Origin of the sequence: Pseudaestuariivita rosea (genome assembly GCF_017592335.1) — a bacterium.
GTDB classification, from domain to species: Bacteria; Pseudomonadota; Alphaproteobacteria; order Rhodobacterales; family Rhodobacteraceae; genus Parasulfitobacter; species Parasulfitobacter rosea.
In genome coordinates, this window is record NZ_JACNMP010000025.1 from 22,495 (window position 1) to 47,601 (window position 25,107).

The 25,107-nt window shown below is 59.3% G+C and carries 24 protein-coding genes and 1 tRNA gene; 8 read left to right on the forward strand and 17 right to left on the reverse strand.

The window, feature by feature from the left end:
- Window positions 1-60: 60 nt before the first annotated feature.
- On the forward strand, window positions 61-873 hold the full coding sequence (cysE, locus tag H7848_RS14850; protein ID WP_208352956.1) for a serine O-acetyltransferase: 813 nt from the start codon (window positions 61-63) through the stop codon (window positions 871-873).
- A 13-nt stretch (window positions 874-886) separates the two neighbouring features.
- On the opposite strand, the gene H7848_RS14855 is transcribed toward cysE, so the two are convergent.
- The 6 genes from H7848_RS14855 to H7848_RS14880 all read right to left on the reverse strand — a co-directional run bounded on the left by H7848_RS14855 (window position 887) and on the right by H7848_RS14880 (window position 6,916).
- Complete coding sequence (locus H7848_RS14855; protein WP_208352958.1) at window positions 887-1,783, reverse strand: hypothetical protein; 897 nt, start codon at window positions 1,781-1,783, stop codon at window positions 887-889.
- A gap of 139 nt (window positions 1,784-1,922) precedes the next feature.
- Window positions 1,923-3,227: a pyruvate dehydrogenase complex dihydrolipoamide acetyltransferase gene (locus tag H7848_RS14860; protein WP_208352961.1), complete on the reverse strand. Its 1,305-nt coding sequence runs from the start codon at window positions 3,225-3,227 to the stop codon at window positions 1,923-1,925.
- Between the two features lie 2 nt (window positions 3,228-3,229).
- Entirely contained in the window at window positions 3,230-3,655 is a 426-nt protein-coding gene (locus tag H7848_RS14865) for a hypothetical protein (protein WP_208352963.1), read from the reverse strand.
- A gap of 3 nt (window positions 3,656-3,658) precedes the next feature.
- The gene (locus H7848_RS14870; RefSeq protein WP_208352966.1) at window positions 3,659-5,029 is read right to left on the reverse strand and encodes a pyruvate dehydrogenase complex E1 component subunit beta; all 1,371 of its coding nucleotides are present in this window, start codon (window positions 5,027-5,029) and stop codon (window positions 3,659-3,661) included.
- 6 nt (window positions 5,030-5,035) lie between these two features.
- The gene (gene pdhA, locus H7848_RS14875) at window positions 5,036-6,046 is read right to left on the reverse strand and encodes a pyruvate dehydrogenase (acetyl-transferring) E1 component subunit alpha (RefSeq protein WP_208352969.1); all 1,011 of its coding nucleotides are present in this window, start codon (window positions 6,044-6,046) and stop codon (window positions 5,036-5,038) included.
- A gap of 270 nt (window positions 6,047-6,316) precedes the next feature.
- Window positions 6,317-6,916 carry a histidine phosphotransferase family protein gene (locus H7848_RS14880; RefSeq protein WP_208352971.1) on the reverse strand — a complete coding sequence of 200 codons (600 nt, stop codon included), beginning with the start codon at window positions 6,914-6,916 and terminating at the stop codon, window positions 6,317-6,319.
- A 25-nt stretch (window positions 6,917-6,941) separates the two neighbouring features.
- On the opposite strand from H7848_RS14880, the gene H7848_RS14885 reads away from it, so the two are divergent.
- The 3 genes from H7848_RS14885 (at window position 6,942) to olsA (ending at window position 8,841) form a co-directional block, all read left to right on the forward strand.
- Window positions 6,942-7,124, forward strand: a complete 183-nt coding sequence (locus H7848_RS14885; RefSeq protein WP_208352974.1) for a DUF3553 domain-containing protein — start codon at window positions 6,942-6,944, stop codon at window positions 7,122-7,124.
- 125 nt (window positions 7,125-7,249) lie between these two features.
- Window positions 7,250-8,017 (forward strand): L-ornithine N(alpha)-acyltransferase, encoded by a 768-nt coding sequence (olsB, locus tag H7848_RS14890; protein WP_208352977.1) that lies wholly within the window; start codon window positions 7,250-7,252, stop codon window positions 8,015-8,017.
- Entirely contained in the window at window positions 8,014-8,841 is an 828-nt protein-coding gene (gene olsA, locus H7848_RS14895; protein ID WP_208352979.1) for a lyso-ornithine lipid O-acyltransferase, read from the forward strand. The genes olsB and olsA overlap by 4 nt, the downstream gene beginning before the upstream one ends.
- A gap of 211 nt (window positions 8,842-9,052) precedes the next feature.
- On the opposite strand, the gene H7848_RS14900 is transcribed toward olsA, so the two are convergent.
- From H7848_RS14900 to H7848_RS14930, 7 genes are all read right to left on the reverse strand, one after another.
- A tRNA-Gly gene (locus H7848_RS14900) sits at window positions 9,053-9,126 on the reverse strand.
- Between the two features lie 38 nt (window positions 9,127-9,164).
- Entirely contained in the window at window positions 9,165-9,980 is an 816-nt protein-coding gene (locus H7848_RS14905) for a class I SAM-dependent methyltransferase (protein ID WP_208352981.1), read from the reverse strand.
- Window positions 9,977-12,004, reverse strand: coding sequence for an ASKHA domain-containing protein (locus tag H7848_RS14910; protein WP_208352983.1), 2,028 nt, complete (start codon window positions 12,002-12,004; stop codon window positions 9,977-9,979). The genes H7848_RS14905 and H7848_RS14910 overlap by 4 nt, the downstream gene beginning before the upstream one ends.
- Window positions 12,005-12,099: 95 nt before the next feature.
- Window positions 12,100-12,366 (reverse strand): hypothetical protein, encoded by a 267-nt coding sequence (locus H7848_RS14915; protein ID WP_208352985.1) that lies wholly within the window; start codon window positions 12,364-12,366, stop codon window positions 12,100-12,102.
- A gap of 99 nt (window positions 12,367-12,465) precedes the next feature.
- The gene (locus tag H7848_RS14920; protein WP_208352988.1) at window positions 12,466-13,446 is read right to left on the reverse strand and encodes a methyltetrahydrofolate cobalamin methyltransferase; all 981 of its coding nucleotides are present in this window, start codon (window positions 13,444-13,446) and stop codon (window positions 12,466-12,468) included.
- A gap of 3 nt (window positions 13,447-13,449) precedes the next feature.
- A complete protein-coding gene (locus tag H7848_RS14925) occupies window positions 13,450-14,376 on the reverse strand; it encodes a methylenetetrahydrofolate reductase (protein ID WP_208353021.1) in 927 nt (308 codons plus the stop codon).
- Window positions 14,377-14,402: 26 nt separating this feature from the next.
- Window positions 14,403-14,699, reverse strand: coding sequence for a virulence factor (locus tag H7848_RS14930; RefSeq protein WP_208352991.1), 297 nt, complete (start codon window positions 14,697-14,699; stop codon window positions 14,403-14,405).
- 232 nt (window positions 14,700-14,931) lie between these two features.
- Here H7848_RS14930 and H7848_RS14935 point away from each other — a divergent pair, with 232 nt between their 5' ends.
- On the forward strand, window positions 14,932-16,044 hold the full coding sequence (locus H7848_RS14935; protein WP_208352993.1) for a Ppx/GppA phosphatase family protein: 1,113 nt from the start codon (window positions 14,932-14,934) through the stop codon (window positions 16,042-16,044).
- Between the two features lie 2 nt (window positions 16,045-16,046).
- On the forward strand, window positions 16,047-16,754 hold the full coding sequence (locus tag H7848_RS14940) for an RlmE family RNA methyltransferase (protein ID WP_208352995.1): 708 nt from the start codon (window positions 16,047-16,049) through the stop codon (window positions 16,752-16,754).
- A gap of 150 nt (window positions 16,755-16,904) precedes the next feature.
- Here H7848_RS14940 and H7848_RS14945 read toward each other — a convergent pair whose 3' ends face one another.
- The 4 genes from H7848_RS14945 to H7848_RS14960 are packed head-to-tail and all read right to left on the reverse strand — an operon-like array spanning window position 16,905 to window position 19,610.
- The gene (locus H7848_RS14945) at window positions 16,905-17,477 is read right to left on the reverse strand and encodes a hypothetical protein (RefSeq protein ID WP_208352998.1); all 573 of its coding nucleotides are present in this window, start codon (window positions 17,475-17,477) and stop codon (window positions 16,905-16,907) included.
- Window positions 17,478-17,522: 45 nt separating this feature from the next.
- Window positions 17,523-18,134, reverse strand: a complete 612-nt coding sequence (gene ureG / locus H7848_RS14950) for an urease accessory protein UreG (protein WP_208353001.1) — start codon at window positions 18,132-18,134, stop codon at window positions 17,523-17,525.
- Window positions 18,131-18,754 (reverse strand): urease accessory protein UreF, encoded by a 624-nt coding sequence (locus tag H7848_RS14955; RefSeq protein ID WP_208353002.1) that lies wholly within the window; start codon window positions 18,752-18,754, stop codon window positions 18,131-18,133. The genes ureG and H7848_RS14955 overlap by 4 nt, the downstream gene beginning before the upstream one ends.
- Window positions 18,744-19,610: a YihY/virulence factor BrkB family protein gene (locus H7848_RS14960; protein WP_208353004.1), complete on the reverse strand. Its 867-nt coding sequence runs from the start codon at window positions 19,608-19,610 to the stop codon at window positions 18,744-18,746. Before H7848_RS14960 ends, H7848_RS14955 begins: the two co-directional genes overlap by 11 nt.
- A 160-nt stretch (window positions 19,611-19,770) precedes the next feature.
- Here H7848_RS14960 and H7848_RS14965 point away from each other — a divergent pair, with 160 nt between their 5' ends.
- Window positions 19,771-21,558, forward strand: a complete 1,788-nt coding sequence (locus tag H7848_RS14965; protein ID WP_208353007.1) for an autotransporter assembly complex protein TamA — start codon at window positions 19,771-19,773, stop codon at window positions 21,556-21,558.
- Window positions 21,558-24,797, forward strand: a complete 3,240-nt coding sequence (locus H7848_RS14970; RefSeq protein ID WP_208353014.1) for a translocation/assembly module TamB domain-containing protein — start codon at window positions 21,558-21,560, stop codon at window positions 24,795-24,797. The genes H7848_RS14965 and H7848_RS14970 overlap by 1 nt, the downstream gene beginning before the upstream one ends.
- Window positions 24,798-25,107 lie beyond the last annotated feature (310 nt).

The window sequence follows — 25,107 nt, forward strand, 5'->3', positions numbered from 1 at the left end:
TTTTTGAATGGCGACCCTCTGCATAATGGTGTAAATCAACCATTAGTGTTGGAGGGCGCCATGGGCGAGACAAAGCTGAAATTGACCGAGATCGACCCCGTTTGGAGCCGGATCTGTGAAGAGGCTGAGACCGCCGTTCAGGACGAGCCGCTTTTGGGCGGGTTGGTTCATTCCAGCATCTTGCACCATCGGTCTTTGGCTTCGGCCTTGGCGTACCGTATTTCGCTGAAGCTTGCATCGGCCGAAATGTCCGAGCAGCTTTTGCGTGAATTGTCAGACGAAGCGTTTGCGGCTGAACCTGATCTGGTAGATGCTGCGCGCGCTGATCTTGTGGCTGTTTTCGAGCGCGACGCCGCGTGCCATCGATTGATGCAGCCTATTCTTTATTTCAAGGGTTTTCAGGCTGTTCAGGCCTATCGTGTTGGTCACTGGTTGTGGCGTCAGGGTCGCAAGGATTTGGCTTATTTCTTTCAAATGCGCGTGTCTGAGATGTTTGGGATCGATATTCACCCGGCGGCCCGAATTGGACGGGGCATCATGATCGACCATGCGCATTCAATTGTTGTGGGTGAAACGGCTGTGGTTGGCGATAATGTCTCGATGCTACATTCGGTGACCCTGGGCGGGACCGGTAAGGAAGATCATGATCGGCACCCGAAAATCGGCAATGGCGTTCTGATTGGGGCTGGGGCCAAGGTTCTGGGAAATATCCAGATTGGCCATTGCAGTCGTATTGCCGCGGGTTCGGTGGTGCTGGCAGATGTCCCGCCGATGAAAACCGTCGCAGGCGTACCTGCCCGTATTGTGGGCGAGGCCGGGTGTTCGCAACCCGCGATCACCATGGATCAGCTGCTGCGGGATAATTTTCAGTAAAATCTGATGATGTTTATTTGTTTATTTCCAATGGGCAAATAGCATTTTCTGAACGTTCTTCATGCAGCATTGTACGAATGCCACTTAACCCGTTGAATCTGCGTAATCTTGGACAATTTTCAGAAATGCAAGTTGTGCGTTCATCATTGATTATCGCAACAAAAGCCTCTGAAACAATGTAAAGAGGTTCTAATGTATCGTGCTGCGAAAATGCAGGTATACAAGCCAATTGGGTACTCAGCATGTTAAATTCTGTCGGATTGAATTCAAGAAAAAGATCAATCCTTGGGTTTTCGAAAAGCTGACTCCAATACCAGCTTTGAAGATGCTGGAACGACATAGCACTGCCGTTATCACCTGCCGACAAAAGAGGCTCATTCTGAGGAACGGCAACTTCGGTGCCATTGTCTGTGTATGTTAATTGTCCATCTTTGTTGCTAACAGTGACCTGCCATTCGCTTTCGGTAAGCTTCCAGTCTAATGGTGATATACAAAGTGTTGCTGATCCCTGCATGGAAACTGATAAATTCAGATTTTTAATTTCTTCTAAAAAGCGTGTCTCTTCGTCTTCTGTACATCCAATTTCAAATTGGATGCGTTCTGTGCCGCGCATTTCTGTTGAGAAGCATTTTCCATGGCTTCCTGTTATAGTACCATTTTCAACAATCGCCCGTGGATTAAGTGTTTCGTCGGCTATGATATAGCTGATGTCTTGCGCAACGAAAGGCACACGATAGGCTATCTGATGGTCATCTGAACATCCTTGGTGGTTCTCAAGCAGCTCAAACTGGCCGTACACAAAGTTGGGTTGGCCAGTTGTAACGGGTATTGAAGTTTCTTGTGACCAAGCTGGTAGGCCGATGATGCCTGTCAAACTTATAAGTATCATTGCGAAAATACGCCTGCGCATAAAAATCTTTTCCTAATATACTTTCTGACACGGCTTACAGGCGTAACATGACCTTTTCATAATTCAGATCAAGTAAGATAGGCAGTTGTCCGCCTGTCTCATTTTAGATACTTTCGATCAATGCTGTCGTTTCCAAGGCCTAGGCCAGCATCACCATCGGGTTTTCCAGATTGTCTTTGATCGCGGCCAGCAACTCGGCCCCCAGGGCGCCGTCGATCACGCGGTGATCCACGGATAATGTGACCGACATCACGGTTGCCACAGCCAGTTCGCCATCTTCACCCACAACCGGTTTTTTCACACCAGCCCCGACGGCCAGAATGGCCCCATGGGGCGGGTTGATCACTGCGTCGAAGTTATCGATCCCGAACATCCCCAGATTTGAGATTGCAAAGCTGCCGCCCTGATATTCGTGAGGGGCCAGTTTGCGGTCGCGGGCGCGGGCAGCCAGATCTTTCATCTCGGCCGAAAGTGCAGAAAGCGACTTCGTGTCAGCGTCTTTCAGAACCGGCGTGAACAACCCGCCTTCAATCGCGACGGCCACAGCGACGTCAGATGGTTTCAATTCCAGCACCCGGTCACCCGCCCATACGGCATTGGCGGCGGGAACGGATTGCAGGGCCAGCGCGCAGGCCTTGATGATGAAGTCATTCACCGACAGCTTCACGCCGCGCGGTTCCAATTGTTTGTTCAACTGACCGCGGAACTTCAACAGAGCATCCAGATGGATATCGCGGCGCAGGTAGAAATGCGGGATCGTTTGTTTGGCCTCGGTCAGACGGGCCGCAATGGTTTTGCGCATGCCGTCCAGCGGTTTTTCTTCGTAATCCCGGCCGTCGTACATTTTGATGACGGCGTCGGTCGATGGCCCGGCTGGGGCACGGGCAGTGGCTGCCGCTTTGGGGGCCTCGGTTTTGGGGGCCGCTGTTGCGTTTTCGACATCTGCCTTGACGATCCGGCCCTTTGGCCCTGACCCCTTGATCTGGCTTAGATCCAGACCTTTATCCTTGGCAATACGACGGGCGAGGGGCGAGGCGAAGATGCGATCACCGCTTTCTGTTTTGGGGGCGGCCTCGGCGGGTTTGCTCTGAGGTTTCGGCTCGGGCGTTTTTTCCTGAGGCCCCGGCGCTGTTTTTTGTGCGTCGGAGGCCGGGGCTGCGTCTGCCTGGGACTTGGTTTCACCGATATCATCCGCGCTTTCGCCATCGTCCAGCAGTACGGCAATGGGGCTGTTGACCTTCACGCCCTCGGTCCCTTCGGCCACGATGATCTTGCCCACGACACCTTCGTCAACCGCTTCGAACTCCATCGTCGCCTTATCGGTCTCAATCTCGGCCAATAGATCGCCCGAGGACACCGTGTCGCCCTCTTTCACCAGCCATTTCGCAAGCGTGCCTTCCTCCATCGTGGGGGACAGGGCGGGCATCAGGATTTCTGTGGGCATGTTCAGTTTGCTCCCGTAGTTCGGCAGACGGTGGCATCCGTCGCATTGCGTTCGCAGTGATTGGTGATCCAGGCAAGCTGATCGTTTTCGAAAACCAAAAACGATGGAGAGAAATAGTCATATTGCACCAGAACCTCGGAACCGCTGGTGTCATATGGTGCAGATACGTTGGGCATCTGTTCAAGCGCATTCAAAAGCTGCTGTTTATCAGTGCCTTCCAGCCCATAAACGGCCAGCGCACGCATCAGATCTGACTCGTATTCAAGCTCACCAATCGTGATTTCCATATAGGTCACCGCGGCAGATGAATTTGCGACCGCTGCCAGGGAATCCCCCAACCCGTCGGCAAAGGTCCAGGCCATATGGCCGACAACGCCCACCAGCGTGCCGACGCCCAAACCGATTGCAAAGACCCAGGGTTTCTTCATGGCTTACCGATAGGTGACTTGTTTGACGGCTTCGATCACCTCATCCGTGGTGACCAGTGCCAGTTTTTCCAGGTTTGCGGCATAGGGCATTGGAACATCCTTGCCGGTCATGTTGATCACGGGGGCGTCCAGATAATCAAACGCCTCTTGCATCAGCACGGCCGAGATATGGTTGCCGATGGCACCGACGGGCCAGCCTTCCTCGACAGTCACGCAGCGGTTGGTTTTCTTCACAGATGCAATCACGGTTTCAGTGTCCATCGGGCGCAGGGTGCGCAGGTCGATGACCTCGGCGCTGATACCGTCCTCGGCCAGTTTATCGGCGGCCTCAAGCGCGTATTGCATGCCGATGCCAAAGCTGACGATCGTCACATCGCTGCCTTCGCGCCAGATGCGGGCCTTGCCGAAGGGTACGGTGTAGTCGTCCATCACGGGCACATCGAAGCTGCGACCATAAAGAATTTCGTTTTCCAGGAAAATCACCGGGTTCGGATCGCGGATCGCGGTTTTCAGCAGCCCCTTTGCGTCAGCGGCGGAATAGGGCATCACAACCTTCAGTCCCGGAATATGGGCGTACCACGCCGCGTAATCCTGACTGTGTTGTGCACCCACACGGGCGGCGGCACCATTGGGGCCCCGGAACACCATGGGCGCACCCATCTGACCGCCGGACATGTAAAGCGTCTTCGCGGCCGAGTTGATGATCTGGTCAATCGCCTGCATCGCAAAATTGAACGTCATGAATTCGACAATCGGTTTCAGCCCGCCAAAGGCTGCGCCCACGGCGATGCCCGCAAACCCGTGTTCAGTAATCGGTGTATCAATCACGCGGCGGGCGCCGAATTCGTCCAGCAGACCCTGACTGACCTTATAGGCGCCCTGATATTCGGCGACCTCTTCGCCCATCAGATAGACCGCATCGTCGGCGCGCATTTCCTCGGCCATGGCGTCACGCAGCGCTTCGCGAACGGTCGTCGATTTCATCTCGGTGCCTTCGGGCACTTCCATCTCAACCACCTTGGGTGTCGCGGGGGTGGGCCGCGTTTTGCTGTCTGATGGGGCATCCTCGGATGTCGGAATATCCTCGGCGGGCGCGGCCTGTTTTGACACCTCGATATCATCGGCGCTTTCGCCGTCCTCGACCAACACGGCGATGGGGGTGTTCACCTTGACCCCTTCGGTGCCCTCGGCCACCATGATCTTGCCGATGATGCCTTCGTCGACGGCCTCAAATTCCATCGTGGCTTTGTCGGTTTCAATCTCGGCGATGATGTCACCGGAACTGACGGTATCGCCTTCCTTGACCATCCATTTGGCCAGCGTGCCTTCTTCCATGGTGGGCGACAGGGCGGGCATGAGCACTTCGATTGCCATTTTTGTTCAAGCCTCCTGCGGGATTTCTTTTGCGTAGATGTCGGTCCAAAGTTCCTCAAGCGCGGGCTCGGGGCTGTCTTTGGCGAATTCGGCGGCGTCGTTGACGATGGCTTTGATTTCCTTGTCGATGGCCTTCAGCTCATCTTCCGTCGCATGTTTGCCGGTCAGCAGCAGGTCACGCACCTGTTCGATGGGGTCGCGTTCGTCGCGCATTTTCTGCACCTCTTCGCGGGTGCGGTACTTGGCCGGGTCCGACATGGAATGGCCGCGATAGCGATAGGTTTTGACCTCAAGAATGTACGGCCCCTTACCTGCGCGGCAGTGGGCGACGGCCTTTTCGCCAGCCTCTTTCACGGCCAGCACGTCCATGCCGTCGACCTCTTCGCCCGGAATGCCAAAAGCGACACCACGTTCGTAAAAAGACGGCGACTTGGTCGATCGCTGCACACTGGTGCCCATGGCGTACTGGTTGTTTTCAATAACAAAAATCACCGGCAGATCCCAAAGTTCGGCCATATTATAGGTCTCATAAACCTGGCCCTGGTTCGCGGCACCGTCGCCGAAATAGGTGAAGGTCACCCGGTCGTTGCCCTTGTATTTGTCTGCAAAGGCCAGACCCGCACCGATAGGAACCTGCGCCCCAACAATCCCGTGGCCGCCATAAAAATGCTTCTCTTTCGAGAACATATGCATCGACCCGCCTTTGCCGCGGGAATAGCCGCCCTCGCGGCCCGTCAGTTCGGCCATCACACCCTTGGGATCCATGCCGCAGGCCAGCATGTGGCCGTGATCGCGGTAACTTGTGACGCGCTTGTCGCCTTCGTCGGCGGCGGCCTCAAGCCCCACGACCACGGCTTCCTGACCGATATAAAGGTGGCAGAATCCGCCGATCAGACCCATGCCGTAAAGCTGGCCTGCCTTTTCTTCGAACCGTCGGATCAGCAGCATTTCACGATAGTGATGCATCAATTCGTCTTTTGATACATTCGGTTTCTTGGTCGCTTTCCGGGTCGCCATAAACGCGCCTCCCTCAGGAATCTGAAGATAGTTTAGTGTTAAACTATTTATTAGCCGAGTGGTTCCGGAATGGCGAGAGGGAATTTTACCTTACGTAAAAATGCGGGTGGAAGGCTGGTGTTGAGAGAGTTTTTGTTCAAAGTACCCCGCCCGGTGGGCACCACCGGGCCGCGCCGACCCGCCCCCCTAGGGCGGCGCGATTGCGCCACCCTCGGGCCGGCGCTGCCCTTAGCACTTCATTCCTTAAGGTATGTCCTGCAAACGCCGCCGCTAAAACCGCGCCGTAATCTGACGGTCAGTCAGCTCATAGCTCACCGAACGCCCCGCCTCTTGCAGCACCCCGGGCAAAATCGCGAAATGTACGTGCGCGGCGGCGGGCAGGTCGGACTGATCGCCCTGATCCAGCGATTGCCACAGCGCGTCATCGATCTTCAACCGATCCGCGACGCCTGTCATCTGCCACGTATCACCATCTTTTGTGATCGTGATCGCCCCCCCATAAGCCATCGCGCTTTCCATACATTGGATCAGCAGAAATGCGATGCGGACCTCTTGCCGGGGCTGTTCGCCTTGGGCGGTCCAGTCATAGGTGACCCGGCCGCCCTGCGACACCATATTCAGGATCGATACGATCTCGGGCTCGCCCACCTTTTGATCCGCCGCCGCTGCGCCAAATGCCACACGAAAGAACCGGATGCGGGCATTGGCGTTTTCGACGCTTTCGGATATCAGGGCAATCTCGGGGCTGTGCTGGGCGCCGGACAGGCCCAGCAACTCAACCCCATTGGAAATTGCGCCCAGGGGGCTGATCAGATCATGACAGATCCGAGACCCCAAAAGCGCCGTCAGCCGGTCCGCACGATCAGACATCGGTATATCCGAAACGGAGAGTGGAATGAATGATTTGAATGCCCTTCTTGAACCGGGAATGCTGGTGCGTCATCCCGACTGTCCTGATTGGGGTCTGGGGCAGGTGCAATCCAATATCGGTGGCAAAGTCACGGTGAACTTTCGGGAACAGGGCAAGGTGGTCATCGATGCTGCGCAAATTGAACTTATCCCGGTTTTCGATGGTTAGATGTACATCGTGGCATTGTATTAAGTTCAAGCTATCACAACCCATGGTCGAGTCAATCGGCCTGAGCTTGTCAATTCAACACCGCCCCCGTAGAAGCACATCACGTACTGATCAGATCGGTTTGAATGGCTCGTAAATCTCAGTTTGAAACCCGTTTGGCCCGGACGCCGGACGAATTACGCGCGGCTCAGGCGCTGCGATATCGTGTGTTTGTCACCGAACTGGGGGGGGACGGTGACATGGTCGATCACAAGGCGGGACTTGAGATGGACCGCTTTGATCCGTTCTTCGATCACATGCTGCTGCTGGATCACGCGCGTCCCGATGCGCCAGTGGTTGGCGTCTATCGGCTTTTGCGCGGCGAACAGGCGCAGAAGGCCGGGCAGTTTTATTCCGAGGATGAATACGATCTGACAGTGCTGCGCGAAAGCGGGCGCAGTCTTTTGGAACTGGGGCGGTCCTGCGTTGATGCCGATTATCGCGGCGGCCCCGCGCTGTTTCACCTGTGGAACGGGCTGGCCGACTATGTTCTCGATCACGGGATTGAGGTGATGTTCGGCGTCGCCAGCTTTCACGGTACCGATGTTCAGGCGCTGGCCCAACCGCTGAGTTACCTGCACCACCGCCACCTGGCCCCGCCCGATCTGAGGGTTCGCGCGCAAGAGGCGCATTTTCAGCCCATGGATCTGATCCCCGACGATCAATTGGACCGCAAACAGGCGATCATGGACATCCCGCAACTGATCAAGGCGTATCTGCGGCTTGGCGGTTTTGTGGGCGAGGGCGCTTTTATCGACCATGCCTTCAACACCACCGATGTCTGCCTGATCATGGACACCGAACGCCTGAACGCCCGTCAGGCCAATCTGTATTCCAAGGGCCGTGCCGCATGACCAAAACCTGGGACGAAGGCGCGCGGCCTGACCCCTTTGTCATGACGCCCGCCGGGTGGGCGCGGGCTGTGCTGCGCGGCATTCCCCTGGCGCTGGTGACTTTTGGCTGTCTGCTGGTGATGCTGCTGCTGCGCCTGATCGAACGGCCGCTGTTCGGCGTCCGGCGGCCCATGACCCCCTATATCACGCAGTTTGTCTGTTGGAGCGCGCTGCGCATTCTGGGCATCACCCACCGCACCACGGGCGATGTCATGGCCCACCGCGGCGCCGTTGTGGCCAATCATGCATCCTGGCTGGACATATTCGCGCTGAACCTGCGTAAACGCATCTATTTCGTGTCCAAGTCCGAGGTCGCAGGCTGGCCCGGAATCGGCTGGCTGGCCCGCGCGACGGGTACGATTTTCATCAACCGCGATAGGAAAGAGGCCCGCGCCCAAAAGCAGATTTTCGAAGACCGGCTGCGTGCGGGTCACAAACTGCTGTTTTTCCCCGAAGGCACATCGACTGACGGCCAGCGTGTTTTGCCCTTTAAATCAACACTGTTCGCCGCGTTCTTCACCCCCGCGCTGGTCGATATCATGCACGTACAGCCCGTCACCGTGATCTATACCGCACCCGCCGGTCAGGACGCGCGGTTCTACGGCTGGTGGGGCGACATGGGCTTCGGCGCGCACCTGAAAAAAATCCTGGCCACGCCCCGCCACGGGCAAGTCCACATCATCTACCACCCGCCTGTCAAAGTATCCGATTTCACATCCCGCAAGGACCTGGCGGGTCATCTGGAAAAGACTGTCAGGAGTGTGTTTCGGATCGGTTCTAAATAAGATCAGTCTGAATACGTGAAGTGTGTATTTAGAGCGCCATGCCCGGTGGGCACCACCGGGCCGCGCCGACCCGCTCACGTCATGCCGAAGGCGTGCTTGCAGCACGAGGGCGGCGCGATTGCGCCACCCTCGGGTCGGCGCTGCCCTATGTTCTTCTTTTGAAGCTATTGATCTTATATGGAAAAATTTCTTCTATCAAAGTGAATTTCGTTGGAGCGGGTAACGGGAATCGAACCCGTAACTTAAGCTTGGGAAGCTCGCGTGATACCTTTTCACCATACCCGCGGATCAGGGGGATCAGTTATGATACGACGCGCGCGGCGTCAAGCGGGGGCTTGGCCGGTGTAAAGGTTAATGACGGCCGGGATTTGCAGGCCGCCCACAGTGTCGTATTTGGCAAAGACGTCGGCGATGCCTGCGCGGATGGTCAGGCGGTCGTCTTCACTGCCTTCGAAATGGTTCAGCACGCGGCGGGCGGGGCCGATGTGGGTGCAAAGCTCGGCCGCGTCGGGCAGGGACCCTGCGGCCAGGGTCAGGGGAATGGCCTGGCATTCGGCAGTCTGAACCCCCGCGGCCCCAAACATCGGCAGGACACGGTCAGCGTTTTCAAAGGCAAAGGGGCCGGGCAGGGTGCGGTCGGTCTTGGGCGGGTCGCCCAGATGGGCGGCGGCAACGGCGGCGGGCTCCATAAACCAGGGGTTCAGATGGGGCGGCCCCCAAGCGGTCAGTGTCAACCGCCCGCCGGGTTTCAGCGCTGTCAGGATATTGCGAAAGGCGGCAGTGGTGTCGTTGAAAAACATGACACCAAAGCGCGAGATTACGGCGTCATAGTCCGGTCTAAAGCGATAGGTTTGCGCATCGGCTTCGGTAAAAGACACATTGTCCACAGCCCGCGTTCTGGCCAGATCAAGCAATGTGGGTGAGATATCAAGGCCAGTGACATGATCGGCAACAGCGGCCGCCGCCAGTGTGCTGTTGCCCGTGCCGCAGCCGATGTCAAGGACCCGTTCGCCCGGTCGCAAGGCCGCATGTTTCAGTAACAAATCCAGCACCGGGGCCAGCGTCAGGTCCATCTGCTTTTGATGCGCGACCCACCCGGTTTGGGCGGCCCAGTATTCTGCTTGATCCGCGTTGCTCATGCCCGTCTGCGCCGACGGCGGCCGCCCTGCGCGTCGCCGCCTGTATTGAAACTGACCTTGGGCAACTCGGGCAGATGCGGGAACGGGTCGGTCGCATGGGGGATTGCGTTGGCGTTGACGAAATGTTCCTGAAACTTCGGCTCAATCGCGGTCTCGATCTTTTCGATCTGGCCCACGGTCGCCTCGATCGCCGCGCGGTCACTGCGGTTGCACAGCGCCATGCGCGCGCCGTGTCCCGCCGCATTCCCGGCCGAAGTGACCTTGTCCAGGGCGGCGTCCGGGATCATGCCCAGCACCATCGCGTGTTTGGGCGAAATATGGGCGCCAAAGGCCCCGGCCAGCACGACGCGGTCAACTTTATCCACGTCGATCTCATCCATCAGCAGCCGTGCACCTGCATAAAGCGCGGATTTCGCCAGTTGGATCGCGCGAATATCGCCCTGGGTCACGCTGATCAGCGGACCACCTTCATCGCGCCCGTCGTGCAGCACATAGGCATGGGTGCGCCCATCCGCAATGCAACGCTCGGTGCCCGTTTGCGCAGCCGATCCGATCAGGCCCGAGGCATCCAGCAGCCCGGCCAGACGCATTTCGGCGACCGCTTCGATAATGCCCGACCCGCAGATGCCGGTGACGCCCGTTGTCGCGGTGGCTTCGGAAAAGCCGGGGTCATCGGACCACAGATCACTGCCAATCACGCGAAAGCGGGGGGTTTTCGTCACTGGGTCAATCTCGACCCGCTCAATCGCACCGGGGGCGGCGCGTTGACCGGATGAGATCTGCGCGCCCTCAAACGCGGGGCCGGTGGGCGACGAACAGGCCAGCACCTTATCCTTATTGCCCAACAGAATTTCGGCATTCGTGCCCACATCGACGACCAGCACCAGATCGTCGGATTTATCGGGGGCCTCACTTAATGCGACGGCGGCGGCGTCGGCACCCACATGGCCCGCGATGCAGGGCAGCAGATAGGTGCGGGCCGATGGGTTCACCGTGTCGATATCCATATCACGCGCGTCCAGCGACAGCGCGCCCGAGGTCGCCAGCGCAAAGGGCGCCTGGCCCAGCTCGACCGGGTCAATCCCAAGCAGCAGATGGTGCATCACGGGATTACAGACAAAGACCGCCTCGACAATCAGCGTCGGATCAACCTGCGCCTCATCCGTCAGCACGCGCACCAGATCGTTGATCGCGGCGCGCACGGCGGCGGTCATTTCCAGATCACCGCCGGGGTTCATCATGGCGTAACTCACCCGGCTCATCAGGTCCTCGCCGAAACGGATCTGCGGGTTCATGATGCCCGAGGACGCCTTGACCGACCCGTCCTGCAGATCACACAGATGCGCAGCAACAGTCGTCGATCCCAGATCAATCGCCAGACCATAAAGGCCGCCGTCATAATATCCGGGCCAGATATCGATGACCTTATGCTGAGTGTCCTGATGCCCCTGATGCAGCGCCACGGTGACGCGCCACGCGCCTTTGCGCAGCACCGGTTGCAGTTTGCGCAGCACGTGCAGATCGGCGTGAATGGCGCCAATATCCCACTGGTCGCGCAGGGCATCGGCCAGCCGTTCCAGATCGCCCGAGGGTTCGTGCATATCGGGTTCGGCCACCTCGACATAATAAAGCCGCGTGGCGGGGTCCATCACGATCGGGCGGGATGATGCGGCCTTGCGCACCACCTGTTTGTGCACTTGGCTTTCGGGGGGCACATCGATCACCACATCGCCCTGAACTGTCGCCTGACACCCCAGACGCCGCCCGTCGATCAGCCCGCGTTTATCCTTATAACGCTGCTCGACCGCGTTCCATTCGGACAGCGCGTTACCGGCAACCGTCACCCCATGCTTGGAAAACTCCCCGTAACCGGGCATGACCTGACATTTCGAACAGATGCCGCGCCCGCCGCAAACACTGTCCAGATCCACGCCCAATTGCCGCGCCGCAGTCAGAACGGGCGTGCCTTTGGGGAAATGTCCGCGTTTGCCAGAGGGGGTAAAGATGACCAGGGGGTCGGACATGCTGCCTGCCTTTCATTTTCAAAAAATGTGGGGCAGCACGCCCCGATGTCAAAGCCCCGCGCAGATGTGCCGCGCGGGGCCTGTTATGTCGTCGTTTATGACCCGGCTTCTGCCAGAAGCTGGTCGTAGTAATCGCAAACTTCCTGCATATCCGAGGCGGTCGACATCTTCTGCGACGCTTCCTGCGCTTTGGCTGCAAATTCGCTCATCTTGCCGGGGTCTGACGCCGCCATTTCCTGAATGGCAGCATTCAGTTGCATTGCCTTGGCCTGAACATCGGCCTGCGTGCAATCGGCAAAGGCAGCCGTTGTACCAAGACCCATCGCAACGACAAAGGCTGCAAGGATTGATTTCGTCTTCATTTTCATAGTCCTTTATAGTGCTCGAACGTTTTGCCCTTGGTGGTTAAATATACATGATATCGGGCAATTTCCACTGGTGGCATTCCTGACTGTTGCAAATCAGGCACGCCGTCTGCGGCGTCCGCCACGGGTCCGTGCACCATCAGATGCGGCTTTCGAGGCTTCAGTAAAGGATGTTCCATCTTGGGTTGCATCAACGATGCGCGAAAAATTGATCCAGGCCCCGCCGTTGGGGTCGTGGTTCATCAGCAGATCGGCGGCGCGGATCGCCTCCATTTCAGCCAAACGCAGGGGATTCATGATGGCCGAGGTCATGCCAGCGGCAATCGCCATCGGCAAAAACGCCCCGTTGATCCCGTGCCGGTTGGGCAGGCCGAAACTGACATTCGATGCGCCACAAGTTGTATTGACGCCCAGTTCTGACCGCAGACGCCGCACCAGCGTAAAGACCTGTTCGCCAGCGGTGGCCATGGCGCCGATGGGCATCACCAGCGGGTCCACCACGATATCATGGGCCGGAATCCCGTGATCTGCGGCGCGTTCGACGATCTTTTTGGCGACGGCAAAGCGGACCTCGGGGTCTTCGCTGATGCCGGTGTCATCGTTCGAAATCGCAACAACAGGCACATTGTATTTCTTGACCAGCGGCAGGATCAGTTCCAGCCGCTCTTCCTCGCCGGTGACGGAATTCAGCAGCGGGCGGCCTTCGCAGGCCTCAAGCCCGTTTTCCAGTGCGCCGGGCACGGACGAGTCAATACACAGCGGCACATCGACCAGCGCCTGAACGCGGCTGACCAGTTCGCGCATCAGGGGCGGTTCGACAAAGTTATTATCCGCATAGCGCGGGTCGTCGGCCATTTTATTGGTGAACACCGCGCCTGAATTGATATCCAGCACCGTCGCCCCACAGGCCACCTGATCCAGCGCGTCCTGTTCGATGGTGCTGAAATTGCCCTCTTCCAACTCGGCCGCCAGCTTTTTGCGACCCGTCGGATTGATCCGTTCCCCGATCACGCAAAAGGGTTCGTCAAACCCGATAACAACAGTTTTTGTTTTTGATTCCAGAACGGTACGGGTCATTCTTTATCCTTGTGTCTCGGCCGCAGGTACGCCAGAGGCGCCGCCATGATCACGGGCCCAACCCGCGCTGGTCTTGATCCCGCCAAGCGGGAACAGATGGACGTTGGTGATGTTGAAATCCGGATGCGCGGCCTTGTGGTCTGCCAGATCCGCGATGAATTGCGTGGGCTCAAACGGCAGCAACAGCTTGGTGACGTCTTTCGCGCGTCGTTGCAGAACGCGCAGCGATGGGCCAACCCCGCAGGCGATGGAAAACTTGATCAGTGTCTGCAGCTTGGCTGGCCCCGCCACACCGATGTGGATGGGCAGGGTAATCCCGGCCGCGCGCAGGCTATCGGCCCATTTGATCACAGGCGCGGCTTCGAAACAGAACTGCGTGGCGATGGCCATGTCTGCGTCGGTGGTGTCAGAAAACGCCTGTTTCCAGTGCAGGGCCTCGGTGACAGTCTCCATGCCGCCATCGGGGTCGATATCACGGTTCCCTTCGGGGTGACCCGCGACGTGCAAGTGTTTGAAATCGCCGAAAAGATCGGTTTCCAGCAATTGCATTGAGCTATCGAAATCGCCATGCGGTGTGGTCACACCACCGGCCAGCAACAGCGCCTGATCGACGCCCGCTTCGCCCTGATAGCGCGCAATCCAGTCGGCCAGCGTCGCGCGGTCGCGGATGATGCGTGCAGGAAAATGCGGCATGACGGGAAAGCCCTGATCGGCCAAACGACGTGCGGTCGCGACCATGTCGTCGATCGGCGTGCCCTCGATATGGGCGATGTAAACGCGGGTGTCTGCGGGCAGCAGGTCGCGGAAATCGTCGATCTTTTCGGCGGTGCGGGGCATCACCTCGATCGAGTAGCCTTTCAGGAACGCCTCGACCAGCGGGGAAACCGCGCCATCAAGGGCGTCTTTCTTCTTGAACTGTAAAAGCCCCATCGTGGTCCTCCACCATTTGGTCAGGCTCATGCCCACCCATCGTTTGCAATCAGGGATTTGATCCGGTCCTGATCATATTCTGCGTCCAGACGTGCGGCTTCGGCCTCGGCCACGGCGTCGGGATCGCCTTCGACAGGATAGGGATCAGCCTTGCGCCACTCAGCCAGATAGGCATCGGTTTCTGCCGCGCCGACCTTCATCGCCGCGCGATCGATGGCTTGCTCAAACCGTTCCGGCAATGGCTTTTTCGATCCGCGACGTCCTTTGCCCACAATCACCTGCGCCGGAATATCCCGCCAGTAGACAATCGTGACATCGGGCATGGCTCATCTCCCTTAACCTTGTTTCCTTGCATACGACGGTTTACAGCCCAAACGGCGCCTGTTTTCGACAGAACGCTGTTTGGCTGCGACCTTGTGGTACTTTATTTCGAATATGGCACCGGGGCCATGGGGTGGGCCTGGAAAAATCTTCATGAAGATCATGAGCCTGCGCCTTGCGCCGCGGCGATGCAGCGATTACCTTAGCGTTAACTTGATATGGAGGGCGTGTCGCATGGCGCCCAAGCGTCCGAAGGGTGTGGGCGCGTTCCCGAAGCCGGTTGAAAGCCCCGCGCCGAAATCGCCTGACCCGGCCGAGCTATATGCCGCGCTGGATTTGGGCACGAACAGTTGTCGTATGCTGATTGCCCAGCCCAAGGGCAGTCAGTTTCACGTTGTGGACAGTTTTTCGAAATCTGTTCAGCTTGGCGCGGGTCTGGAAAGTTCAGGCCAGCTGAGTGAATCATCCATGGCCCGCGCCGTGCAGGCCATCCGCATCTGTCGTCAGAAATTGCGCCGCCACAAAGTGCGCCGCATGCGCCTTGTCGCGACCGAGGCCTGCAGACGTGCCCAGAACGGTTCCGAGTTCATGCAATATGTGCGCGCCGAAACGGGCCTGACACTGGATATCATCGAACCCGAGGAAGAGGCCCGCCTGGCCGTCATTTCCTGCGCTCCGCTGGTCAGTGTGAAAACCGAACAGTTATTGGTCGTTGATATCGGCGGGGGGTCGACTGAACTGGTGTGGATCGACCTGTCAAAGGTCCCGCGCCATGACCGGCCCCGGTCGATCATGCGCCTGCATTCGGGGTTTGAGGCCAGCGATGGCCCGTTCCCCGCCGCCAAGGTCGTCGACTGGATATCGATCCCCCTAGGCGTGGCCACGCTGCGCGATCAGTTTGACGACGTCGACGACGATGCCGCGCGCTTTGCCTTGATGAGCTGGTTTTTCGAAGAAAGCCTGGCCGAATTTTCCCCCTATGATCTGGAACAAACGCGCGAGGGGTTTCAGGTCATCGGCACCAGCGGCACGGTCACGACGGTCGCGGCCAGCCATCTGGGGCTGAAACGCTATGACCGCAACAAGGTCGACGGGCTGCGCATGACCTCGGACCAGATCGACAGGGTGATCCGCGACTATCTGGCCCTTGGCCCCGAAGGTCGTCGTGTTGACCCGCGCATCGGACGCGACCGTCAGGCGCTGATCATGTCGGGGGCTGCGATTTTGCAGGCGCTGTTGAGGGTCTGGCCGACGGACCGTTTGTCGGTTGCCGACCGCGGCCTGCGCGAAGGGTTGCTTTACGCGCAGATGACCGAAGATGGCGTGTTGGAAGAGGGCGGGATTTAGCGATGGCCAAGAAACCCGGCACTAGCGGGCGCGGCCAGCGTGATCTGCGGGTCAAGGTCAAGTCCGCCCGCGGCCGCAAGCTGAGTTCGACCCTGTGGTTGGAACGGCAGCTGAATGATCCTTACGTCAAGCGGGCCAAGGCCGAAGGGTATCGGGGCCGCGCGGCGTTCAAGATATCGGAACTGGACGACAAATATCGCTTTCTGGTCCCCGGCGCACGGGTCGTCGACCTGGGCTGTGCGCCCGGCGGCTGGTGTCAGGTGGCCGTCAAGCGCGTGAATGCCTTGGGCGAAAAACAGGGCAAGGCCGTGGGCCGTGTGCTGGGCGTGGACCTGCAAGAGGTCGAACCCATCGCGGGGGCTGAAACGCACCAGCTGGACTTCATGGAAGACGGCGCCGACGACAAGGTCAAGGACTGGTTGGGCGGCAAGGCCGACGTGGTGATGTCAGACATGGCTGCGGCGTCCTCGGGCCACAAACAGACCGATCACATGCGGATCATGGCGTTGTGCGAGGCCGCGGCCTATTTCGCGTTTGATGTGCTGGACGAAGGCGGCACCTTCGTCGCCAAGGTCCTGGCCGGCGGGGCCGAGGGCGATTTGCAGAAACTGCTGAAACAGAAATTCACCAAGGTCGCCAACGTCAAACCCCCCGCGTCGCGGTCGGATAGTTCCGAAAAATTCGTCGTTGCGACCGGGTTCCGAGGGTAAGTGGTTTCCTTTTCGTGCAAGCAAACGCCCGGTGGGCACCACCGGGCAGCGCCCGACCCGCCCCCATGGGCGGGCGCTTTCAGCACCCACCCTCGGGCCGGTCGCTGCCCTCTAAGCGTGGCATTCGTGTTTCAGATTTTCGTACGATCCTCAGTCTTCTGAGCCAGAAACCCCGATGCCGGTTTTCAGCAGGGTTTCAAAGTATTTATCAAGAAATTTCTGATCCCCGATCAGGCCGTCAAGCTGCAGCCAGTAGTCAGCAATCATTATCGGATGTATCTTATTGATCCGCTCAAACGTGCGCCTGAGCGCGGCTAATTCTTCGACATCGTCTGAGGCGCAATCATACCAGATCGCCTGCAGCGCATCGCCCTCTACCTCTAGCCGAACATACAGACGGTTCCCAAATCCATAGCAATAGGGGTCTTTTGCAAAGTGGTAGAGCGGATTGCCTGGATCATAGCCGACTTCGAATTCTTCTACGCGCGGCAGTTCGTGCTGAATGGCGTTCGCGATCTGTTCAAGGCTTACGTTCAGCGCGCGAAACGAATTTTCCGGTTCCTTGATTATGTGTAATTCTGTCCACGACATTCCGTCCGGCGACAGGTTTTTCTGCGCATTTTCCTGTGATGCCGCCATGTCATCTTTGGCCTCTTTGAATGCTGACGCGGGATAGAGGTTTCGCATCCCTTCATCATCTTCATGAATACGAACTTTTGTCATAAAATAATTTCTTTCAATTCGTGTAGCCGTTAAGCCAAGCGCATATCACAACCCGCCCTGATCTTTCAGAAACGCGACCACCTCGTCCACGCCTTGCCCGGATTTCAGGGCGGCCATGACGAAGGGGCGGGGGCCTCGGGCCGCCTTCGCATCGGTGCGCATTTGGTCGGTTGAGACACCCACGTAAGGCGCCAGGTCGGTTTTGTTGATGATCAGCAGGTCGGATCGCGTCAGGCCCGGCCCCTTTTTGCGGGGGATGTCCTGACCGGCGGCGGTGTCGATGACGTAAAGCGTCAGATCTGCCAGTTCGGGCGAAAAGGTGGCAGCCAGGTTATCGCCGCCGGATTCGATGAAAATTACGTCCAGATCGGCAAAACGGTCGCGCAGCTCGGCGACAGCCGCCAGGTTGATCGAGGCATCTTCGCGGATCGCCGTATGCGGACAGCCGCCCGTTTCGACGCCCTTGATCCGGTCCAGCGGCAGGGCCTGCACCTGCATCAGGTATTCGGCATCTTCGCGCGTGTAGATATCGTTTGTGATCACCGCGACCGAATAGTCATCCGCCATCGCACGGCACAGCTTTTCCGTCAGGGTTGTCTTGCCCGCGCCCACCGGGCCGCCGATGCCCACACGCAGGGGGCCGTTTTTGGAACTCATGTCTTGAAAATCCGTACCTGTTGGGTTTCGTGCATCATCGCTGCCATGTCACTGGCAAAACAGGCATTGCCGATGGCGTCAAGATCGGATTGCGCGGCGCGCTCGGCAATGTCGGTGATCAGGGGGTGCAGGGCGTTCAGCACGGCTTGGCCCGCGGTTTGACCAAGGGGGATGTGGCGCACGCCAATGGTGACCAGATTGCTGGTAAAGGCCTGCAGACAAAGGGCAATCACTGTCTGATCGGGCAGGTCCAGCGGACGGCTGGCGATGCCCACGACGACGGGCAGGGGCGCGTCGGGCAGGCTCTGACCGGTCATCGTGTTCACCGTTCGGGCAAAGGCCGCGCCCTGGGCCAGCGTTTCCTGCAGGCGTTCCGGGCTGGCGGCCAGGGCCGTGGCGATGCCTGCCACATCCGCGCCGCGCCGGGCCTGGACCAAAAGGATGGCATCAGTTTGCCCCGCGCCCGCCCTCAGCACGCCCGTTAACCAGTTCTGCAAGCTGTCTGCATCCGTCACATCACCCCGTGCCACCGCCGTTTCCAGCCCGTGGGAATAGGCAAATCCGCCCAGGGGAAAGGCGGGGGACACCCATTGGGTCAGGGTCAGCAGATCAGGTGTCATTCGGTATCACGATGAGGGGGTCAACTTCGGCCAACCTGACATTCAACGCGGCCCCCAGCAAGACCAGAAAGGCACTGATGTAAAGCCACATCAGCAACGCGATCACCGCCCCAAGCGATCCGTAAACCTGATTGTAACTGCCGAAATTCGCAAGATATTCCGAAAACCCATAGGATGCCACGGCCCACAGGATCACGACCAGAACGGACCCCGGCGTGATCCACGGCATTCTGTAATCTCGGTGATTGGGGCCGTAGCGATAGATGATCCCCAAACCGGCCAGCAAAACGCCGATCGCGGCAATCCAGCGGGTGGCGCTGAGGGCCTGCGCGGCAAAGGCGCCCTCGGGCAGAAAGGCCAGCACGATGGGCACCACAACCACCGCGCCCAGGGCCACCAATGCCGCCCCCATCAGGGCCGAGGTCAGCCAGAGGGCAGCGAAATAATGCCCGATGCCAGACCGGTTCGGCACCACATAGATCGCGTTCAGCCCGCGCACCAGGGCACTGACCCCCTTGCGCGATGACCAGATCGCGGCTGAAATTGAGATAACGGTCGCCCAGCCCAGCGTCTCGGTCGGTGCGCTGACAAGGGCGTTGACCTGACTGTCCAGCAAATCAAAGGCATCATCGGGGATGATCCCCTGCAACAGCCCCAGTTGCGCGTTCACCACCACTGGGTCGGCCCAGATGCTGAAAATCGCAATGACCGCAGCAATGCCGGGAAAGACCGCCAGAATAGCAAAAAAGGCCACACCGGCCGAAATCAGGCTGATGTTCTTGTCGTTCATGTCGTTCCAGACGGCTGTGGCAACGCGCCATAACTGCGCCGGGGATTGGTTCAAAAGTAGTTTCATTCTGGTGCGCAGATTAGCCCGGTCAACAAAAGGCGCAAGTCAAAGACATTTGCGTGATCAGCCCTTTCCTGTCGCAGCGCCTGTGGTATTGAAGGGCTATTTGAAACTTAACGCATGATATCGGTGTTGGTTTCATGTCCCGGTTGGTCTGGAGCTTTCGTTGCGCACATTCCTTTTGATCCTGATGTTGGGTGCGCTGTTTGCCGGGGCGCCTGCTGTTGCGCAGGAACCACCGCAGGTCCGGTTTCAGATCGTTTCGGACGACAGCGATTTTCAGGACCTGATCGTGTCGGCATCGCTGGTCAGCGCAATCCGGCGCGACAACAGCAACGCGGCACAGGATTACATTTCAGCAGCGCAGGCGGATTATAACCGCATTCTGGCAGCTCTTTATCAGGAAGGTTACTATGGTGCTGTGATCTCGATCCAGTTGGATGGGCGCGAGGCGGCTGAAATCGCCCCGCTTGGTGCCCCCGATCAGGTACGGGTGATCGTGCTGCGGATTGATCCAGGCCCCCGGTTCCGTTTTGGACAGACGCGGATCAGTCCCTTGGCATCCGATACCGATCTGCCGCCCGAATTCGCGCGCGGCCAGCGGGCACGGACGACCGCGATCAGGGACGCCGCGCAGGCCTCGGTCGAGGCATGGCGCAACGCGGGCCATGCCAAGGCTGAACCTGGCGGGCAGTCCATTGTTGCGCGGCACGACGAACGGCTGCTGGACGTTGATATTGGCATGGACCCCGGCCCGCAGTTGCGTTTCGGCAGCCTGATTATTCAGGGCAACGAACGGGTGCGCACCGAACGCATCCGCGAAATCGCTGCCCTGCCGGGCCGCGAGGTCTATTCGCCCCAGGAACTGGCGCAGGTGGCCGAACGGCTGCGGCGCACCGGCACCTTCCGCATCGTGACCCTGACCGAGGCGGATGAACCCAACCCCGACGGCACGCTGGATATCACTGCACAGGTCAGCGAACAAAAGCGCCGCCGTCTGGGATACGGGATCGAGGCCGAGGCGGACGAGGGCCTGGCGCTCAGCGCGTTCTGGCTGCATCGCAATCTGCTGGGCGGGGCCGAACGGCTGCGCATTGACGGCGAAATCAGCGGCATCGGCAGCGACACTGATCTGGATTATCGTCTGGGCGCCCGGTTCACACGCCCCGCCTTTCGCAATCCGGACATGGAGCTTTACCTTGAGGCAGAGCTGGAACAGCTGAATGAACCCGATTTCAGCACCCGCCAGTTTCAGGTCGGCGCGGGCGTGAACCGCTATCTGCGCCCCAATCTGCAATACAGTGTCGGCGTCGCGATACTGGGATCACGGGTCGAAGATGACCTGGGCACGCGCGACCAGCTGTTTCTGCTGTTTCCCTTCGACGGCGAATACGATCTGCGCAATGACCGGTTCAATCCAACGGCTGGCAGCTACGTCTCGGCCCAGATCACCCCCTATATTGGCGCGCAAGAGGGCGGAACGGGTGGCCGCCTTTACGGCGACGGGCGCATCTATCGGGCACTGGGCGACACCACGGTCTTTGCCTTTCGCGGTCAGATCGGGTCGATCCTGGGGTCCGATGCTGAAAGCACTCCTGCAGAGTTTCTGTTCTATTCCGGCGGCGGCGGCACGGTGCGCGGGCAGGGATTTCAGTCGCTGGCCGTGGAACTGGGCGGTGGCGACCGGATCGGCGGGCGATCGTTTCTGGGCGGTGCCTTTGAACTGCGTCAGGGCATCACCGATCAGATCAGTCTGGTGGGGTTCTATGATGTGGGCTATATTGGTGCCGACAGCTTTCCGGGCGATGAGGGCGACTGGCACAGTGGTGCGGGCCTTGGGCTGCGCTATGAAACAGGGATCGGCCCGATCCGGCTGGATATCGGCGTTCCCGTCAGCGGACCTGAAGCCGAGTCGGATTTTCAGGTCTATATCGGGATAGGACAGGCGTTCTGATGCGATATCTGATTTTTATCCTGCTGCTGATCTGGCCCGCAACGCTTTGGGCGCAGCAGGACCGGTCTGACGAAGGCTTTCTGGTGCGTCTGATCGAAGATAATCTGTCCGGCGTCAGCCGTGAGGTCCGCCTGACCGGGTTTCGCGGTGCGCTCAGTTCTCAGGCCACATTGGATCGGCTGACCGTGGCCGATGATATCGGGATCTGGCTGACGATCGAGGACGCGACACTGAACTGGAACCGTCAGGCGCTGCTTTCGGGCGAACTGATTGTACAGGAACTGACCGCCGCGCGTATCATCCTGTCACGCTTTCCGCAGGCCGCCCCTACGGCGCCCTCGGCCGAGGCCACAGAGTTTTCCCTGCCCGAGTTGCCGGTTTCGGTCGATATTGATCTGATCCAGGCCGACCAGATCGTCATCGGTGCCCCCATTCTGGGGCAAGAGGCCCGCTTTTCGATCCGCGGCGCGACCGAACTGATCGGCGGGGCTGGTGAACTCAGCGTGCAGGCGCGGCGTACCGATGGCACCATCGGGCGCTTTGATCTGAATGTGGGGTATTCCAACGAAACCAATATGTTATCGGTTGCCCTGAACCTGCAAGAGGGTCGCCAGGGCCTGATATCCACGCTGGCAGGTTTGCATGGCGCGCCGTCTTTGTCATTGACCGCCCAGGGCGAAGGTCCGCTAGCCGATTTTGCCACCGACATCCGTCTGGCCACCGACGGACAACAGCGCCTGACGGGCACCGTCGCGCTGCGCAACCGCGTGGGCGACACGCCGGATGCGCCCCCCACACAGGTCTTCAACGCCAATCTGAATGGCGATGTCGCGGTGTTGTTTGCCCCTGATTTTCGCCCGTTTTTCGGCCCCGATGTGCAGATGCAGGTCACTGGCGAACGCCTGCCGTCAGGTCGGATCACGCTGAATGATCTGCTGATTCAGGCCGCGGCGCTGCGTCTTTCCGGCCGCGCCGCCTTCAACCCCGATGGCTGGCCCGAGCTGCTGGAAATCGAAGGCCTGATCGCCGATCCGCGGGGCGGCAAGACGCGCTTGCCCGTGGGCGGTGCGCCCTTGCTGATCGACCGCGCCAGCCTTCTAGTGCTTTATGATCAGACCCAGGGCGAAGGCTGGCTGGGCCGCATGGGTATTGCAGGGGTCGAACACCCCGATGTCACGATCTCGGCCCTGACCTTGATCGGCGGGGGCACGATCCAGCCCGGCGACGCACAGACCATCGGACGTGTATCAACCGATTTCAAATATGCCGCGCAACAGATGATCTTTCAGGACACCGCCCTGACCGCCGCCATCGGCCCCCAGATCGAAGGCCGCGCGGTGGTCAATCTGACCGAAGGCCAGGCGCTGCAGATCCCGGTTCTGACGGTGCAGGGGGCCGATTACAGCGCTTCGGGGCTGGTACAGGTGGGTCTGTTGGACGATGGCCTTCCCACAGATCTGAACCTGAATGTGACTTTTGAACGGTTGTCGCGCTTTTCACCACTGGTGGGCCGACCGGTGCAAGGCACGGCGCGTGCCAATCTTAGCGGCCGTGTCAGCCCGGTCAGCGGCGCCTTTGATCTGGGGTTTTGGGGTAACATTGACGATCTGCGTGTAGAGCAGCGCGATCTGAACCGCATCGTTGGCGGGCAGGTCACTATGGTGGGCAATGTCGAACGCTCGACCGAAGGCACGGCGATCGAAGGTCTGACCTTCAGCACGCCCAACCTGTCGGGCAGCCTGGAAGGTACCCTGTCATCACAGACCAGTACCCTGACCTATCAGGCACGTCTGCGCGATGTGGGCGTCATCAGCCAGGAATTTTCCGGACCGGCGGTGATGAATGGCACGGCCCTGGGGTTCGGAGAGGTCTGGCAGGTCAATGCGACCGCCAGCGGTCCCGGCAACGCGACGCTGCAGGTTCTGGGCGGGATCGCGACGGCAGGTACCTTAGCGCTGAATGTCATCGGCGAAGGTCCATTGGCTGCCGTTAACCCCTTTATCGCGCCACGCAACCTGCAAGGCCGCGGTCGCGCCGAACTGGCCGTGAACGGCCCCGCGGCGCTGTCATCGCTTCTGGGCACAATCACGGTGTCGGGCGCGCGGCTGTCTGCGCCCACATATCGCACGGCGGTTGAAGACATAAATGCCACTGTCGAACTGGGCGGGTCGCAGGCGCGTGTGAACATGACTGGCAATGTCGAGGAGGGCGGGCAGGTGGCGGTCACCGGTCCCATCACGCTGAACGCACCCTATCAGGCCGATCTTCAGATCAGGATCAGTGACGCGGTGATTATCGACCCGAATTTGTATGAAACCAGTCTGGCCGGAAATATCGCCTTTACCGGTCCGCTGGCCGGTGGCGCGCGGATTGCGGGGGCACTGACGCTTGGCCCTACGGAAATTCAGGTTCCCTCCAGCACGGTGACGACCATCGGTGCAATCCCGGATGTCACCCATATCAATGAACCCCGCGCTGTGCGTGCCACGCGCCAGCGGGCGGGGCTTTTGCAGGCCGGTGCCAATGGCGGGCAGGCAGGCCCGGCCTATCCGCTGGATCTGACCGTGCGCGCGCCGGGGCGTATTTTTATCCGCGGGCGTGGTCTTGATGCGGAACTGGGCGGTGAATTGCAGTTGACCGGCACAACGCAAAATGTGATCGCCAGCGGCCGGTTCGAACTGATCCGTGGCCGGCTGGACATTCTGCAACAGCGGTTCCAACTGGACGAAGGCTGGGCGCAGTTGCAGGGGGATTTCGACCCGGTGATCCGGCTGGTGGCGACGACCGAAACCGAAACCGGCACCGCCAGCATCGTGGTATCAGGCCTGGCCTCGGCGCCCGAGGTCAGCTTTGAATCCTCGCCTCCTTTGCCCCAGGACGAAATTCTGGCGCAGCTGTTTTTTGGCCGGAATATCGAAAGCCTGTCAGCCCTGCAGGCGTTGCAGCTTGCGTCCGCCGTGGCCACGCTGGCCGGGCAGGGCGATGGCGGCGTGGTCAGCCGCTTGCGCCAGAACATCGGGCTGGATGATCTTGACGTGACCTCGGATGCCGAAGGCAACACCGCAGTGCGTGCGGGCACCTATATCACGGAAAATATCTATACCGACGTCACGGTTGGATCGCAGGGCGATACCGAGATCAACCTGAACCTGGATGTCACCGACAATATCACGGTCAAAGGCAGCGTTAATGACGATGGTGGCACCGGTATCGGGTTGTTTTTCGAGCGGGATTATTAGGGGGCGCTGCCCCCTCGGGCCTGGCGGCCCTCACCCCCGGAGTATTTTGTCCAAGAAGAAGGCATGAAGAGCACTCCCTGGGCTCTGCCCGTTCGGGCCTGAAACGCCCCCCGGGGAGCGTTTCCAGGACAACCCTCACCCTTCTTCTTGGCAAAAATACTCAAATCCCGCCGTACGCAGCCCTAGAGCGTGATGAAATCGACCTGAATCAAGGGGGATTCACATAGGCTTATTTTGCTGATTCACTGTCGCCGACCACAAGATGGAGGGCGAGCAGTGGGTAAGGCACTTTCGATGGACCTTCGGGAGA

Coding starts and splice junctions, on each gene's coding strand:
- cysE (WP_208352956.1), top strand. CDS start 61: ATGGGCGAGACAAAGCTGAAATTGACCGAGATCGACCCCGTTTGGAGC.
- H7848_RS14855 (WP_208352958.1), bottom strand. CDS start 1,783: ATGCGCAGGCGTATTTTCGCAATGATACTTATAAGTTTGACAGGCATC.
- H7848_RS14860 (WP_208352961.1), bottom strand. CDS start 3,227: ATGCCCACAGAAATCCTGATGCCCGCCCTGTCCCCCACGATGGAGGAA.
- H7848_RS14865 (WP_208352963.1), bottom strand. CDS start 3,655: ATGAAGAAACCCTGGGTCTTTGCAATCGGTTTGGGCGTCGGCACGCTG.
- H7848_RS14870 (WP_208352966.1), bottom strand. CDS start 5,029: ATGGCAATCGAAGTGCTCATGCCCGCCCTGTCGCCCACCATGGAAGAA.
- pdhA (WP_208352969.1), bottom strand. CDS start 6,046: ATGGCGACCCGGAAAGCGACCAAGAAACCGAATGTATCAAAAGACGAA.
- H7848_RS14880 (WP_208352971.1), bottom strand. CDS start 6,916: ATGTCTGATCGTGCGGACCGGCTGACGGCGCTTTTGGGGTCTCGGATC.
- H7848_RS14885 (WP_208352974.1), top strand. CDS start 6,942: ATGAATGATTTGAATGCCCTTCTTGAACCGGGAATGCTGGTGCGTCAT.
- olsB (WP_208352977.1), top strand. CDS start 7,250: ATGGCTCGTAAATCTCAGTTTGAAACCCGTTTGGCCCGGACGCCGGAC.
- olsA (WP_208352979.1), top strand. CDS start 8,014: ATGACCAAAACCTGGGACGAAGGCGCGCGGCCTGACCCCTTTGTCATG.
- H7848_RS14905 (WP_208352981.1), bottom strand. CDS start 9,980: ATGAGCAACGCGGATCAAGCAGAATACTGGGCCGCCCAAACCGGGTGG.
- H7848_RS14910 (WP_208352983.1), bottom strand. CDS start 12,004: ATGTCCGACCCCCTGGTCATCTTTACCCCCTCTGGCAAACGCGGACAT.
- H7848_RS14915 (WP_208352985.1), bottom strand. CDS start 12,366: ATGAAGACGAAATCAATCCTTGCAGCCTTTGTCGTTGCGATGGGTCTT.
- H7848_RS14920 (WP_208352988.1), bottom strand. CDS start 13,446: ATGACCCGTACCGTTCTGGAATCAAAAACAAAAACTGTTGTTATCGGG.
- H7848_RS14925 (WP_208353021.1), bottom strand. CDS start 14,376: ATGGGGCTTTTACAGTTCAAGAAGAAAGACGCCCTTGATGGCGCGGTT.
- H7848_RS14930 (WP_208352991.1), bottom strand. CDS start 14,699: ATGCCCGATGTCACGATTGTCTACTGGCGGGATATTCCGGCGCAGGTG.
- H7848_RS14935 (WP_208352993.1), top strand. CDS start 14,932: ATGGCGCCCAAGCGTCCGAAGGGTGTGGGCGCGTTCCCGAAGCCGGTT.
- H7848_RS14940 (WP_208352995.1), top strand. CDS start 16,047: ATGGCCAAGAAACCCGGCACTAGCGGGCGCGGCCAGCGTGATCTGCGG.
- H7848_RS14945 (WP_208352998.1), bottom strand. CDS start 17,477: ATGACAAAAGTTCGTATTCATGAAGATGATGAAGGGATGCGAAACCTC.
- ureG (WP_208353001.1), bottom strand. CDS start 18,134: ATGAGTTCCAAAAACGGCCCCCTGCGTGTGGGCATCGGCGGCCCGGTG.
- H7848_RS14955 (WP_208353002.1), bottom strand. CDS start 18,754: ATGACACCTGATCTGCTGACCCTGACCCAATGGGTGTCCCCCGCCTTT.
- H7848_RS14960 (WP_208353004.1), bottom strand. CDS start 19,610: ATGAAACTACTTTTGAACCAATCCCCGGCGCAGTTATGGCGCGTTGCC.
- H7848_RS14970 (WP_208353014.1), top strand. CDS start 21,558: ATGCGATATCTGATTTTTATCCTGCTGCTGATCTGGCCCGCAACGCTT.